The organism is Sanguibacteroides sp. AM78-02pH3A, assembly GCF_027666085.1.
Classification (GTDB): domain Bacteria; phylum Bacteroidota; class Bacteroidia; order Bacteroidales; family Marinifilaceae; genus Gabonibacter; species Gabonibacter massiliensis.
The window spans coordinates 147,816-162,133 of the sequence record NZ_JAQEHX010000003.1 but is presented as its reverse complement, the minus strand read 5'-3'; the positions used below and the strand labels follow the sequence as shown (position 1 = coordinate 162,133).

The following is a 14,318-nucleotide window of genomic DNA, read 5'->3' as shown; positions in this document are numbered from 1 at the left end:
TTATTTCGTATTTAACTGGAAAACTCAACACTTAACCAATTAGAGCAAAGCTTAGTTGGCACAAGATAGGCCTCAACTCTTCGGAGTTCCTTCGGGACGGTGGACATCTGAATCCGACGGCAGCTCTACCCGTGTCTAACAGGGGTTTTTTAAAGAGAAATAGTGCGGGTTTTTTATTATGAAAATAGAAAACCAATCAATATATAATTAACATCAAATCTAATTATCGGAATATGATAACAACAATAGTTACGGGTGTTATTGCTTTGTTGGTCGGATTGGCGATCGGATATTTACTGATCAACATGACCCTTAAATACAGAAGCAAGAATATCATCAAAGAAGCAGAAGCGGAAGCGGAAGTGATCAAAAAGGATAAAATCCTTCAAGCCAAAGAAAAATTCTTACAAATAAAAGCGGAACACGAAAAGCAAGTCAACGCCAGAAACAGCAAAATTTTACTTGCCGAGAACAAACTCAAACAACGGGATGCCGAATTAGCTCGTAAGATAGAGGAGTGTCAACGGAAAATCAAAGAGGCCGAAACCCAACAGGAGACTCTCGAAGGACAAAAAGAGCTGTGGGAAAAGAAACATGCCGAGTTAGAAAAATTAAAGAAACAACAGATAGAGCAGCTTGAAGCCATATCCGGAATGTCTGCCGATCAGGCCAAGGAAAAATTAATCAACTCCCTGAAAGAGGAAGCTGAAACGGAAGCTATCTCTTACGTGAATGAAATCATGGAAGAGGCTAAAATGACAGCCAACATGGAGGCTAAAAAAGTAGTCATCAAAACCATTCAACGGGTCGCGACAGAAACGGCAACGGAAAATGCAGTTTCCATCTTCCACATCGACTCGGACGAAATAAAAGGACGAATCATCGGTCGCGAGGGTCGGAACATTCGGGCATTGGAAGCTGCGACGGGAGTAGAAATCATCGTAGACGATACTCCGGAAGCCATCGTATTATCCGGTTTCGATCCGGTACGCCGCGAAATCGCACGTCTCTCCCTACACCAATTGGTAACGGACGGACGCATTCACCCGGCACGCATCGAAGAGGTCGTTAACAAAGTAAAAAAACAGATCGAAGAGGAGATCATAGAAACCGGGAAACGTACCACCATAGACTTGGGTATTCACGGCTTGCATCCGGAATTGATCCGTTTGGTAGGTAAGATGAAATACCGTTCTTCTTACGGACAGAACTTATTGCAACATGCCCGTGAAACAGCCAATCTATGTGCGATCATGGCTGCAGAACTGGGACTCAACGTGAAGAAAGCCAAACGGGCCGGACTCTTGCACGATATCGGTAAGGTACCCGATGATGAACCGGAACTGCCGCATGCTATATTGGGAATGCGATTAGCGGAGAAATACAAGGAAAAACCGGATATTTGCAATGCTATCGGCGCTCACCACGAAGAGGTAGAGATGACAACCCTTATCGCGCCGATCGTACAAGCCTGCGATGCTATTTCAGGTGCACGTCCGGGAGCCAGAAGAGAGGTTGTGGAATCCTATATCAAACGCTTGAAAGAGATGGAAGATTTGGCTCTCTCCTACAACGGAGTTGTTAAGACCTATGCCATCCAGGCCGGACGCGAACTTCGGGTAGTCGTGGGTAGCGAAAAAATTTCAGACACGGAAGCAGAAAAGATCTCTTACGATATCGCCAAACGCATCCAGGACGAGATGACCTACCCCGGACAGGTAAAAGTAACCGTTATCCGGGAAACCCGGGCCATCAACTACGCGAAATAACCGATCTGTCCAAAACAGATCCAAGCATAAATCACTCTAAAACGAACCGGAAATTCCGGTTCGTTTTTTTATAACCGCAGATTAATCGTTTTTATTTTACTTTTTGCCGGAGCTTTATTGGTTTATACCATGAATATCACTATTTTTGGTAGCTCAAAATTAAGGTTATGAATGCTATTAAATCATCGGAACTCATCACGAACGAAGACGGAACGATTTTCCATCTTCACCTGCACGCTGAAGATTTAGCGGATAACGTGGTACTTGTCGGCGATCCTTCTCGGGTAGAGATGATCGCTTCCCGTTTTGACTCGATCGAACTGACACGCGGGAATCGGGAATTTCATACGATTACCGGGACCTACCGCCAAAAACGCTTCTCCGTTATTTCAACGGGAATCGGTACGGACAATATTGATATTGTAGTGAACGAATTGGACGCTTTAGCCAACATAGATCTGGAAACCAAACAAATCAAACCGGAGAAAAAAGCATTGAATATAGTACGGATCGGCACTTCCGGTTCCGTACAGGCAGATGTTCCCGTACACGCCTTCGTTATCTCGGAAATGAGCGTGGGTATTGACGGGGTTCTGCGTTTTTATCAGGATAACGAAAAAATATGCGACGCGGCATTCGAAGACGCATTCGTCAATCAATGCCAATGGGCCCCGCAAGCCGCCCGCCCGTATGCCGTAAACTCATCTCCGGAGATGGTCAACAAATTACACTCGGAAGGCACGACCGTAAAGGGAGTAACATTGACGGCCAACGGATTTTACGGTCCCCAGGGACGCGTACTCCGTTTGCCGCTGCAAATGTCGGGAATAAACGACCGAATCGCCCGTTTTCGTTACAACGGTCGTAAAATCGTAAACTACGAGATGGAGAGCGCTGCTATTGCCGGCCTGTCTGCCCTCATGGGACACCATGCGGCCACCATCTGCCTGATCATTGCCAACCGGGCCACCGGCGACGCCTCTCCCGACTATAAACCTTACATGGAAAAATTAGTAAACTACACTTTAGATAAACTGACACGTTAATATTAATCAGCCATTTGATATGATACAAAGAATTCAATCCGTATACCTGTTTGTAATAGGCATTTTGATGGTATTGCCCCTATGTGTTCCCATCGCCCGGGTCGTGGTTCCCAACGATACGAATTACGACTTTTTCGCGTACGGTATAGTAGAAAAAAGCGCAGAAACTTCCTTCGTAAGTTATTACTGGGCGTTGTTCATTTTAAGTCTGTTCACCATTTTATTGCCTTTGATCACGATCTTTCTGTATAAAAAACGCTTTTTACAAGTAAGGCTTTGCATCGTAGAGATCGTTCTGTTGATCGGGTCCGGCATTCTGATGTGGTATCACATCCGGCAATTCGGAGCTGATGCAACGGTATTGTATAAATTCAGCTTTATTCTTCCTGTCGTATGCATCATTTTCACATACATGGCCATACGAGGCATCGTAAAAGATATAAAGCTTTTAAAATCTTACGATCGGATCCGTTAATTCTTTCACAAAATAAATAAAACGAATATGAGAAAAATTCACCTACTTGTCACGTTAGTATTTTTATGCTGCACGTCATACACTATGGCTTGTACGAACTTTCTATTCACGAAAGGAGCTACCAAAGACGGTTCAACCATGATCACTTATTCCGCCGACTCACACGTATTGTACGGAGAGCTCTACCATTGGCCCGCTCAAGATTGGCCCGCCGGTAGCATGGTGGACGTTTACGAGTGGGATACCGGCAAATTTTTGGGAAAAATTCCCCAGGTAGCCCATACTTATAATGTCGTAGGTAACATGAACGAACACCAGTTGGCTATCTCCGAAACGACTTTCGGAGGACGTAAAGAGTTAGAGACCCAAAGCGGAGCTATCATCGACTACGGCAGTGCCATCTATCTGACCCTCCAACGAGCCAAAACCGCACGCGAAGCTATCGTGGTTATGACCGACCTTTTCACCCGATACGGTTGGGCCAGTTCCGGAGAATCCATCTCTATCAGCGATCCCAATGAAGTCTGGATTTTAGAGATTATCGGCAAAGGGGAAGGAGAAAAAGGTGCCGTTTGGGTAGCCCGGATGGTTCCGGACGGATACGTATCCGCTCATGCTAATCAAGCTCGTATTACCACTTTCCCGTTAGAAGGGAAAACATCCATCTCTTCCGATAAAATGAATAAGATTTACAATCCGGAAGTAACTACCGTCTATTCAAAAGACGTAATCTCTTTTGCCAAAGAAAAAGGATTTTACCCCAAAGATGCTAAAAATTCCGATTTCAGTTTTTCCGACAGTTACGCTCCGGTGGATTTCGGTGCCGCCCGTTTCTGTGAAATCCGGGTATGGGCCTTCTTCAATGCCGTAAGCTCGGACATGGCCCAATACTGGGACTACGCTACCGGAAGAAACATCATGAAAGACTCCAAAGGTTACGCAACCAACCGCATGCCGTTATGGATTAAGCCTAATCGCAAATTAGACGTTCTGGATGCCATGGATTTCATGCGTGACCATTTGGAAGGCACGGAATTGGATATGAGCAAGGATTTGGGTGCCGGTCCTTACGGGTGTCCTTACAGATGGCGTCCCATGCAGTGGAAAGTAGACGGAAAAGAGTATGTACACGAGAGAACGACAGCTACTCAACAAACCGGATTCACGTTCGTAACCCAAAGCCGTAGCTGGTTACCGGACGAAATCGGAGGCATACTCTGGTTTGCCGTGGACGATGCGGCCAATACCGTTTATTTCCCGATGTACTCCTCTTCTACAGCCGTTCCGGAAGCCTATGCCGTAGGAAACGGGAGCATGATGGAGTTCACGAACGAAGCAGCCTTTTGGGTATTCAGTCAGGTCAGCAATTTTGCCTACACACGCTACGACCTGATTCATCCTGAAATCCGGGAAAAACAAAAAGGCTTGGAAATGCAATATCAAAACTTTGTTCAGATCGCGGATGCGGGAGCCAAAGAGATGTTGGCCAAAGACAAAGCGACAGCAGTCCAATTCCTGACGGACTTCTCCTGCAACACGGGAAACAGTTTAGTCGACCAATGGAGAAAATTCTACGGTTATCTGTTCTGCAAATACATGGATGGTAACATTAAAACAGCCGTTCCGGGAGAAAAAAATCCCAAAGTGGAAAACAAACCTCTTCCGGATTGGTTCTTGCGCATGTTGATCAAACAGACCGGAAACAAACTGGAAGTGATTGAATAAAATTATAAATCGGAGCTTGAATTGTTTTACGAAGGATAAACCTCGAATTATTTGCAGAGTTTATTTTTTTCCTTACATTTGCAGCTCGAATTAAAAACGTACGTAGTCTCTTACAAAAAAGACTCTGGTCGTAATACTGCGTTCGATAAATGAACTTTATAAAATTAAAACGATGAATTTAATTAAAATTGCAGAGGAAGCTTTTGCAAATGAAAACAGAGTAGAAATTCCTTCATTCAACACAGGTGATACCATCAGCGTACACTATAAAATTATCGAAGGAAACAAAGAGCGTGTACAGGTATTCAAAGGAATCGTTATCCAAATCAGCGGAACGGGTTCCACGAAAACTTTTACCGTGAGAAAAATGTCCGGTAACGTCGGAGTTGAACGTATTATCCCTCTGAACTCTCCTTATATCAAAGAGATTGAAGTAAACAAGAGAGGTGCCGTAAGACAGTCCAGAATATTCTATTTCCGTAAACTTACCGGTAAGAAAGCAAAAATTAAAGAAAAGAGATTTTAATTCATGCTTACGGAATAAAAAAGGCCTTGCAATGCAAGGCCTTTTTTATTAACGCAAAATATCATAACTTTGTTATCTGAACCAAAAACAATGACGATATGAACAACAAGGATATCATAAAAACGGCAAAAGAAAAAGCAGAAAAATGGTTGGACCGAAACTACGACGAAACGACTCGCACCGAAGTTTCCCGCATGCTAAACGATACAAATCCCGCCGAACTGATCGATTCGTTTTACAACGACTTGGAATTCGGAACCGGAGGATTGCGAGGAATTATGGGGGTCGGAAGTAACCGGATGAACATATATACCGTCGGTGCCGCCACCCAGGGATTTGCCAACTACATCAATCAGGCTTTCCCGAACGAGGAAAAATCGGTATGTATCGGACACGATTGCCGCCACAACTCCCGCTATTTCGCAGAAACCGTCGCCCATATTTTTTCGGCCAACGGTATTTACGTCTATCTTTTCGAAGACCTGCGCCCCACACCCGAAATATCGTTCGCCATACGCGAGTTAGGATGCAAAGGGGGAGTCATCATTACCGCATCTCACAACCCCAAAGAGTACAACGGGTACAAAGCATACTGGAACGATGGTTCCCAATTAGTTCCTCCCCACGACAAAAACGTGATTCGAGAAGTCCAAAAAGTAAAGGTCGGTGACATCAAATTCGATAAAGTCACCGAAAAGATTAAAATACTCGGCGAAGATTTCGACCGTATTTACCTGGACAAGGTAAAAACTTTAAGTCTTTCACCGGAAGCCATCCGGAAAGAACACGATTTGAAGATCGTTTTTACCCCTCTCCACGGAACCACTTACAAATTAGTACCGGAATCTCTCCGGAACTGGGGATTTACCAACATCCACCCCGTACCCGAGCAAAGCATTCCGAACGGAGATTTTCCGACTGTAGCCTCCGCTAACCCGGAAGAACCCGCCGCCTTTAAAATGGCTCTTGATTTAGCAAGAAAAGTCGATGCCGATCTGGCTATGGCCTGCGATCCGGACGGAGACCGTATCGGTATTGCCGTAAAAAATGATCGGGAAGAGTGGATCTTGTTAAACGGGAACCAGACCAATATCATTTTCACGGAATACATCATCCGTCGAAAAAGAGAATCAGGGCTTCTGAAAGGAGGAGAATATACTATCAAAACGATCGTAAGCACGGAATTGATCAAAGAAATTGCCGAAAGAAACGACATCGAGTGTTACGATGTATATACCGGGTTCAAATGGATTGCCGATATGATCCGGAAAAAAGATGCCGGAAAATTCATCGGAGGCGGAGAAGAGTCTTTCGGATTTATGCCGGGTTCGTTCACCAGAGACAAAGACGGCGTTTCCGCAACCTCTCTTATGGCAGAAATCGCCGCCTGGACGAAAATGAACGGATTATCTCTCTACGCTTTCCTGAAAGAGATTTACGCGAAATACGGTTTCTCACAGGAAAAAATGATTTACATCGTTCGCAAAGGATTATCCGGAGCTCAAGAGATCCAAGCTATGATGGAAAAGTTGCGTCATCATACCCCGAAACAAATCGCGGGTAGCGATATCGTGATTAAAAAAGATTACCTTACCTTAGAAGCAACTGATCTCCGTAGCGGGGAAAAAACACACCTGGATTTCAGCACGACGAGCGACGTCCTCCAATTCTTTTTAGCCGACGGTAGTAAAATTTCAGTCCGTCCCTCAGGTACCGAACCCAAAATCAAGTTCTATTTTGAAGCGAAAGTACAGATGAAGGATATTCACGATTTCGAGAAAGCACAGCAACAGGCAAACGCAAGAATAGACGAGATCGCAAAAGAACTGACAAAGAACGATTGACAAGCTACAATGGTCAACGAAAAGATGAGGAGATTGAATTTAATGGAATCATTCAATCTCCTTATTTTGTTATTACAAATTTAGCAACCGAAAAAGCGTCTGTTTCCGATTTCAATTCACCCCCATTTATCCTCTTGTCTCGAACCAATCGTCCCTGAAATTGATCAGGAAAACTTTTTGCCTTGCCCTCGTGATAGCCGTATAGAGCCAGCGCCAATACTCGTCGTCGGGCAATTCGTCCGTTATCCACCCCGGATCGACAAACACGGCATCCCATTGCCCTCCTTGCGCTTTGTGCCCTGTCACCGCATAGGCGAATTTAATTTGCAAGGCATTAAAAAATTCATTTTCACGAATCTTCTTAAAACGTTTTTGCTTGGAAGGGATATCATTCATATAATCTTCTTCTATCGCCGCGTATAACCGTTTATGCTCTTCATAACTCAAGGCAGGCTGTTCCGAAGTCAACGTATCCAGCATAACCCATGCCGTAATCTCCTCCTCGTACCCGTAAATACTCAAACGAGCCTCCGCAAAATGAAAACCATACAACTCCTTGTGTTTACCGATTCGTTCCACGGTGGCAATATCGCCGTTAGCAATAAAATCGACATGATCGTACTCCGCACCCCAAAAATAGTTATTCTTCACGATCATGATCTTGTCCCCCCCGGTAAAAGCTTCCTCTCGATAAAGGATGCGGGCTCTGATTCCCTCGTTAAACCGGTTGGCTCTTTTGTTGGAACGGCAAATAACCATCGTCTCATCCACCCCGTAACGACCGTAACAGCTATCCAGCTCCTCCAACAGATTCCCCCCGCTTATTCGAATGACATCCGGGAATCCGCCGACCTTCAGCAAAAAAAATTTTCCCGCAGCACCTATCATCTCCCGGACTCGCGTTGCGTTATACAATATTCCGGATGCTTCAGATTGCCGCATGATATCGGTCAATCGAGCCTCATATACATTCACCCCGTACTGACGGCCCAGCAGTTCCGCTTCCAAGGCGGGACTGACACTCGAACCGATCGGGGGCAACTGTGCCGTATCACCTATCAAAACCAAGCGATTATTCCGACCGTTATACACGTACTCGAACAAATCATCCAACAAGGAACCCGAACCGAAATTACTGTCCGAAGAAGCGGTAGAGATCATAGAAGCCTCATCCACAAAAAAAAGAGTATTGGCATTCGGGTTAAATCCCAAATTAAAATACCCGATTCCTTCCTGGGCTGATTTTTGCCGGTAAATCTTTTTATGGATCGTAAAAGCAGGCTGCCCCGAATAACTCGAAAACACCTTTGCCGCCCTTCCGGTCGGGGCCAACAAAACCACCTGACACTTCAACTGCAATAACGTATTCACGATCGCGGCAACCAATGACGTTTTCCCGGTACCGGCAAATCCCTTCAGCAAAAACAAATTCTCTTCTTCCCGAGAAAAGAAAAAAGAGAGAAAACAGTCCATCGCCTGCTGTTGAGTCGGGGAAAAATCAAACCCAAACTTCTCTAATACAATGTTTTCAAAATGTTTTGCAATCATAGCAAAATTTCAATGTATAAAAATGGGCTACGAATCTTTTTTTTCTTATATTTGCGGACACTACCGCATTCATCGTGTAGGTGTTGTGCCGTTTTTAACTATGCAAAGATAGATAAAAACGTCATCATAAACAGAAAGAACTAACTTGTTTAACGTATTAATAATATACTGACGAAAAAAAATGAAAAAGATTATTATTCAAGTCATTTTAGCTCTTGTAGCGATTTTTTTAGCATACAAATGCTACGAAAGCGTAAACAATCCTTTGGAATTCCAAAAGTTAAAAGACCAGAGATATAGTAGAATCATTCAACGTCTGAAAGATATCAGAACCGCTCAGGAATCTTATAAGAATCTTTACGGTAGATATACAGGTAGTTTCGATACCCTCATTTATTTTGTGAAACACGACTCCCTGAAGACTGTTCGCGCTATCGGCGAACTGACAGACGATCAGCTTGAAGCAGGAATAACCGAACAAGAGGCGTTGAAAAAAGGCCTTATTATCCGTGATACCATCAGAGTAGCCGCCTTACAGGAGCTCTTCGGAGAAAATTATCCTATCGACGACATTCGTTACGTTCCCTTCACCAACAGAAAATATGAATTTTCTCTAAAAGCGGATATCATTCCGACAGAAGCAGGCGTGGATGTCCCTGTTTTTGAAGCCAGTACTTCCAACATGACTATTTTTGACGACAAAATGGAAGATTTCAGAGATGCAGTTTTAGAAGAAAACGGTGAAAGAATCAGATTACATAAATACCCCGGATTAAAAGTAGGAAGTGTAAAAGAGGCTAACAATAACGTAGGGAATTGGGAGTAATCCGTAAAATCTTAATTCCATGCAAGGAGTTTATTATACAGACAAAAATTATATTTACGAATCTTCTGTAAAATCGATATTATCCATCCGTTATGCAACGGATGGATTTTCATTTTGCGTTCATGACGAAAAAGACCAGTTGGTTGTTTTCGCTCACCAGCCTTTTCAAGTCGATTCTTCGGACGCAGTCCTGGCAAAAGTGGAAAACTACATAGTCAACGACCGCATTCTAAATTTAAAATTCAAACAGGTTTATGTCATTCCTTGCAGCAAAGCCAAAAATCTGATCCCTTCCGATTTTTTCCAAACAGATGCACTAAGTTTACTCTACCGGATCCAACAGGAAACGAACCCGGAAGAAGAGCTTATATATCATCATATCGAACGTATCGATGCTTACTTGGTAGAGGGTATCCCGTACAAGTTTCATCAATTTCTTCGAGAACATTATCCCGCAATAGAGATAGCCAATAGCGCCTATAATCTCATAAGACAGGCGAGTGCCAAAACTCTTCGCCAGATGGAGCAACTATTCGTTGACATTCAGGACCGCTATTTCGACCTCCTTTTGTTTCGCGATACCCGATTGCTGCTCTTCAATTCGTTTCATTACCAGCACCAAACAGATATCGTTTACTTTATCCTGAATGTGCTTAGAGAATCCGGTGCGGAAAAAGACAACGTACACCTCTCCATTTCAGGTTTACCCGTAAAGGATCAAAAATTCAGAGGGGTACTCGAAAGTTATATCCCGCATATCTATTACCCGCAGGAGCCGATCTTAAACACTCTTCTCCAGGATAAGGAATTCAATAACTCTTATTTCATTCATTTGTTAAACTTTCATAGATGCGGATTATAAGCGGTACACACAAAGGGAAACAACTATTCCCGGATAAAAACTTTAAGGCCAGACCGACCACGGACTTCGCTAAAGAGAATTTGTTTAACGTGCTCAACAACTACATCGATATTGAAAACATTCGAGCCTTAGACCTATTTTCCGGAACCGGCAGCATCAGCTACGAATTAGCTTCCCGCGGTGCTGAAAAGATCGTTTCTGTAGAAGCAAATTACAATCACTTCTCTTTCATTAAAAGAACAGCCCTACAATTAGGATTCAAAAATATCGCCATATATAAAACAGACGCATTTATAGCTTGCAAAAAATTGAAAGGACAACATTTCGGACTTATTTTTGCCGATCCCCCCTATGATCTACCCAATATCACAGAGATCCCCGCGGCTATTTTCGATAACGACCTACTTTCCCCCGACGGCATTGCTGTCATAGAACACCCCGCAACGGTGGACTTTTCTTCTTTCCCGCATTTCCTCGAACATAGGCAATACGGTAGTGTAAATTTTTCCCTTTTCAGAAAATAACCATCCTTAACAATTTCGTCACTAAACGTTAATATTCAAGAAACCTTTTCAGTCTACTTTCGCTTTCGAAAAAAAGAACCTTAAAATTAGACAAAATGAAAAGGATTTTATTTATTATCGTTTTAACTGCTTTATCTATCGGCAGTTTTGCACAAGAAGAAAAAAAAGAAAACAAATTAAAAATCACGGGTTCACCGATTGTTACCGTTTTTGCAAACTATCATGTGGGCTTAGGGCGTGCGAACAAGGAATCCGGATTCGCACTGGACCGTTCCTATCTCGGCTACCAATTCAACTTATCTCCGAAATTAAGCGGGAAATTGGTATTCGATATCGGATCGACTAAAGTTTCGGGTTCAGATCTGGAAAGAGTCGCTTACGTGAAGAATGCGATGTTAAGCTGGAAAACCGGAGACCTCACTCTCGATTTCGGTCTGATCGGCCTCGAACAATTCAATGTTCAGGAGAAATTTTGGGGATACCGTTACATTATGAAATCTTTCCAGGACGAGTACAAGTTCGGATCCAGTGCAGACATGGGAATCATCGGAAAATACAAATTTACCGACTGGCTCCGGGCCGACATTACCTTTATCAACGGAGAGGGGTACAAGAAACTGAACAACGACAATAAGTACCGCTATGGCTTGGGGGTCACTCTCAATCCGGTCAAATCATTAACGATCAGAGGATATTTTGACATATCTAACAAAAACATCGATGGCGAAGGGACCAAAGATCAACAGAACTTAGCTCTTTTCGCCGGTTATAAACACGAGCATTTTTCCTTAGGAGCCGAATACAACAAAATGTATAACACGAAATTTAAGAAAGACCGGGACCAATCCGGTTATTCCATCTATACCTCTGTTAAATTGGCCTCCAAATTCAACCTCTTCGGAAGATACGACAATCTGACATCCAAAGACGACTGGAGCAATGCCGACGGCCAAAGAATACTTGCCGGCATTCAGTATTCCCCGATCAAATATTTAAAGATCGCTCCCAATTTCACGTCATGGAATCCTTATTCCGGAAAATCAACGGCCTTCGGCTATTTGAATATCGAATTTAAACTATAACGACTCCTCCGTTCAGGCTTAACAAAAATGTAACAAACGCGTAACAAACGTGTCATAACATCAACGTAATATTGTAAAGTCTAAAAAAGTACAGAATGTGTTAAACATAATTTGAAAAACATGAAAAATCTATTACTCATCAGTATTCTTATCATTTCCACGATGCTCTCCGGCAATGCAACCCCCGCAGATGCCGCATCAAACAAAAAAGAAAAGGTTACGGGAGCCGGAGCCACCTTCCCTCTTCCGTTTTATAACCTGGCATTTAAAACTTATCAGCAAAAAAACGGGACGACTGTCACCTACGGAGGAATCGGCAGCGGAGGAGGAATCAGAAGTCTAAAAGATAGAATCGTAGATTTCGGCGGGACAGATGCTTTTCTTTCCGAAAAAGAGCTGAAAGAGATGCCTTATGAAACGATTCATATTCCTACCTGTATGGGAGCCGTGGTAATGGCTTATAACCTACCGGAAGTAAAAGATTTGAAACTTACGGGTGAAATCATTGCCGATATCTACTTAGGAAAAATCAAGAAATGGAACGACCGTCGGATACAAGCCGCTAACCCGGGAGTCGCTCTTCCCGACAAAGAGCTCACCCCGGTGTATCGTTCCGACGGTAGCGGTACTACATTCGTATTCAGCGATTACCTGACAAAAATCAGTAATGACTGGAAAGAACAAGTAGGAACCGGCAAATCGTTGAAATGGCCGGCAGGCATTGCCGCCAAGGGAAATCCCGGAGTAGCCGGAGTGATCATTCAAACAGCAGGGTCTATCGGTTACGTGGGATCGGAGTATGCTTTCTCTCTTAAAATCCCCATGGCCCAATTACAAAACAAGGCCGGCAATTACGTCAGTCCGACAACGGAAAGCATTTCCGCGGCCGCTTCCGGAGATATACCTGCCGACACCCGTACTATGATCACCAACTCTCCCGCCGTCGATGCCTATCCTATCAGTTGTTTCACCTGGATTATTCTCTATAAAGAACAATCTTACAACGACAGGAAAATAGAACAAGCACAAGCCACCGTCGATCTGTTGAGCTGGATGCTAAGCGACGAGGCCCAGGCCTTAACCACAAAAGTACACTACTCTCCCCTTCCTGCATCTGCCGTTAAAAATGCACAAGCCCTTTTAAAATCCGTCACGTTCAACGGAAAAACAATGAAGTAATACTAAAATCTTGTGGCGATGTATTATCGCCACAAGACTTACATTAAACATAATGATATGTCGGACTATCTATTCAAACGTCTACTAATCATCTGCTGTATTTTCATACTTTTAATATGTGCGGGAATGGTCTATTCCCTCGTTAGCGGAGCCTTCCCTGCTTTTCATCATTACGGATTCCTCAACTTTATCGGTACGGCCGACTGGAATCCTCATCCAGACAACGAAACTTACGGAGCTTTATCCTTTATAATAGGAACCTTGCTTACTTCATTTTTAGCGTTACTGTTCTGCATCCCGTTTTCATTGCCCGTGGCCCTTTTTACCGGAGAATATTTCAAAGGCAAAAGAATAGCCGTCTTCATCAGCTCCACCATTGATCTATTAGCGGGGATTCCTTCCATCGTCTACGGTCTATGGGGATTTTATACCCTTCGTCCGCTGATGGTAGAATGGGGGATCAATTCACAGGGATTCGGTATCCTCACCTCTTCCATCGTATTAGCGATCATGATCATTCCCTACGCCTCTTCCCTCAGCGGGGAATTTATTGCTATGGTCCCCAACGAACTGAAAGAAGCGGCATACAGTTTAGGAGCGACACGCTATGACGTTATCCGGACAGTCACGTTCCCGGCTGCCGGTTCCGGTATTTTCGCAAGCTACATTTTAGCACTCGGAAGAGCCCTCGGAGAGACCATGGCCGTGACCATGCTGATCGGAAATACCAACAACGTTCCCCTTTCGTTGGGAGACACGGGAAACACGATGGCGAGTATCATCGCCAATCAATTCGGGGAGGCCGACGGAATCAAACTCAGCTCCCTCATTGCCATCGGCTTATTACTATTCTTAATTACCGCTATCATCAACATGATAGCCAAACTCATCATCAAAAAACTTCATTAATAA

Annotated in this window: 13 protein-coding genes; 12 read left to right on the top strand and 1 reads right to left on the bottom strand. The window is 43.8% G+C overall.

The features are described 5' to 3' along the window. The first annotated feature begins 233 nt into the window (after positions 1-233). The 6 genes from rny (at position 234) to PGR74_RS05650 (ending at position 7,385) form a co-directional block, all read left to right on the top strand. The gene (gene rny, locus PGR74_RS05675) at positions 234-1,769 is read left to right on the top strand and encodes a ribonuclease Y (protein WP_041504182.1); all 1,536 of its coding nucleotides are present in this window, start codon (positions 234-236) and stop codon (positions 1,767-1,769) included. A 167-nt stretch (positions 1,770-1,936) separates the two neighbouring features. Then, positions 1,937-2,815 carry a nucleoside phosphorylase gene (locus PGR74_RS05670; RefSeq protein ID WP_041504181.1) on the top strand — a complete coding sequence of 293 codons (879 nt, stop codon included), beginning with the start codon at positions 1,937-1,939 and terminating at the stop codon, positions 2,813-2,815. Positions 2,816-2,834: 19 nt separating this feature from the next. After that, entirely contained in the window at positions 2,835-3,290 is a 456-nt protein-coding gene (locus tag PGR74_RS05665; protein WP_041504180.1) for a DUF4293 domain-containing protein, read from the top strand. Positions 3,291-3,317: 27 nt separating this feature from the next. Beyond that, positions 3,318-5,015: a dipeptidase gene (locus tag PGR74_RS05660; RefSeq protein WP_041504179.1), complete on the top strand. Its 1,698-nt coding sequence runs from the start codon at positions 3,318-3,320 to the stop codon at positions 5,013-5,015. A gap of 172 nt (positions 5,016-5,187) precedes the next feature. Then, a complete protein-coding gene (gene rplS, locus PGR74_RS05655; protein ID WP_041504178.1) occupies positions 5,188-5,541 on the top strand; it encodes a 50S ribosomal protein L19 in 354 nt (117 codons plus the stop codon). A gap of 98 nt (positions 5,542-5,639) precedes the next feature. Then, positions 5,640-7,385 carry a phospho-sugar mutase gene (locus PGR74_RS05650; protein ID WP_041504177.1) on the top strand — a complete coding sequence of 582 codons (1,746 nt, stop codon included), beginning with the start codon at positions 5,640-5,642 and terminating at the stop codon, positions 7,383-7,385. Between the two features lie 126 nt (positions 7,386-7,511). On the opposite strand, the gene PGR74_RS05645 is transcribed toward PGR74_RS05650, so the two are convergent. Further along, positions 7,512-8,933: an ATP-dependent DNA helicase gene (locus PGR74_RS05645; RefSeq protein ID WP_041504176.1), complete on the bottom strand. Its 1,422-nt coding sequence runs from the start codon at positions 8,931-8,933 to the stop codon at positions 7,512-7,514. 181 nt (positions 8,934-9,114) lie between these two features. Between PGR74_RS05645 and PGR74_RS05640 the strand changes: the two genes are divergently transcribed. The 6 genes from PGR74_RS05640 to pstC all read left to right on the top strand — a co-directional run bounded on the left by PGR74_RS05640 (position 9,115) and on the right by pstC (position 14,315). Continuing rightward, on the top strand, positions 9,115-9,759 hold the full coding sequence (locus tag PGR74_RS05640; protein ID WP_041504175.1) for a hypothetical protein: 645 nt from the start codon (positions 9,115-9,117) through the stop codon (positions 9,757-9,759). Between the two features lie 19 nt (positions 9,760-9,778). Then, positions 9,779-10,621 (top strand): DUF3822 family protein, encoded by an 843-nt coding sequence (locus PGR74_RS05635; protein WP_041504174.1) that lies wholly within the window; start codon positions 9,779-9,781, stop codon positions 10,619-10,621. Next, complete coding sequence (locus tag PGR74_RS05630) at positions 10,609-11,145, top strand: RsmD family RNA methyltransferase (protein WP_041504173.1); 537 nt, start codon at positions 10,609-10,611, stop codon at positions 11,143-11,145. The genes PGR74_RS05635 and PGR74_RS05630 overlap by 13 nt, the downstream gene beginning before the upstream one ends. Before the next feature lie 95 nt (positions 11,146-11,240). Continuing rightward, complete coding sequence (locus PGR74_RS05625) at positions 11,241-12,227, top strand: hypothetical protein (protein ID WP_041504172.1); 987 nt, start codon at positions 11,241-11,243, stop codon at positions 12,225-12,227. 162 nt (positions 12,228-12,389) lie between these two features. Further along, entirely contained in the window at positions 12,390-13,406 is a 1,017-nt protein-coding gene (pstS, locus tag PGR74_RS05620) for a phosphate ABC transporter substrate-binding protein PstS (protein ID WP_235375111.1), read from the top strand. Positions 13,407-13,463: 57 nt separating this feature from the next. Further along, on the top strand, positions 13,464-14,315 hold the full coding sequence (gene pstC / locus PGR74_RS05615; RefSeq protein WP_041504170.1) for a phosphate ABC transporter permease subunit PstC: 852 nt from the start codon (positions 13,464-13,466) through the stop codon (positions 14,313-14,315). Positions 14,316-14,318: the final 3 nt, after the last annotated feature.

Coding starts and splice junctions, on each gene's coding strand:
- rny (WP_041504182.1), top strand. CDS start 234: ATGATAACAACAATAGTTACGGGTGTTATTGCTTTGTTGGTCGGATTG.
- PGR74_RS05670 (WP_041504181.1), top strand. CDS start 1,937: ATGAATGCTATTAAATCATCGGAACTCATCACGAACGAAGACGGAACG.
- PGR74_RS05665 (WP_041504180.1), top strand. CDS start 2,835: ATGATACAAAGAATTCAATCCGTATACCTGTTTGTAATAGGCATTTTG.
- PGR74_RS05660 (WP_041504179.1), top strand. CDS start 3,318: ATGAGAAAAATTCACCTACTTGTCACGTTAGTATTTTTATGCTGCACG.
- rplS (WP_041504178.1), top strand. CDS start 5,188: ATGAATTTAATTAAAATTGCAGAGGAAGCTTTTGCAAATGAAAACAGA.
- PGR74_RS05650 (WP_041504177.1), top strand. CDS start 5,640: ATGAACAACAAGGATATCATAAAAACGGCAAAAGAAAAAGCAGAAAAA.
- PGR74_RS05645 (WP_041504176.1), bottom strand. CDS start 8,933: ATGATTGCAAAACATTTTGAAAACATTGTATTAGAGAAGTTTGGGTTT.
- PGR74_RS05640 (WP_041504175.1), top strand. CDS start 9,115: ATGAAAAAGATTATTATTCAAGTCATTTTAGCTCTTGTAGCGATTTTT.
- PGR74_RS05635 (WP_041504174.1), top strand. CDS start 9,779: ATGCAAGGAGTTTATTATACAGACAAAAATTATATTTACGAATCTTCT.
- PGR74_RS05630 (WP_041504173.1), top strand. CDS start 10,609: ATGCGGATTATAAGCGGTACACACAAAGGGAAACAACTATTCCCGGAT.
- PGR74_RS05625 (WP_041504172.1), top strand. CDS start 11,241: ATGAAAAGGATTTTATTTATTATCGTTTTAACTGCTTTATCTATCGGC.
- pstS (WP_235375111.1), top strand. CDS start 12,390: ATGCTCTCCGGCAATGCAACCCCCGCAGATGCCGCATCAAACAAAAAA.
- pstC (WP_041504170.1), top strand. CDS start 13,464: ATGTCGGACTATCTATTCAAACGTCTACTAATCATCTGCTGTATTTTC.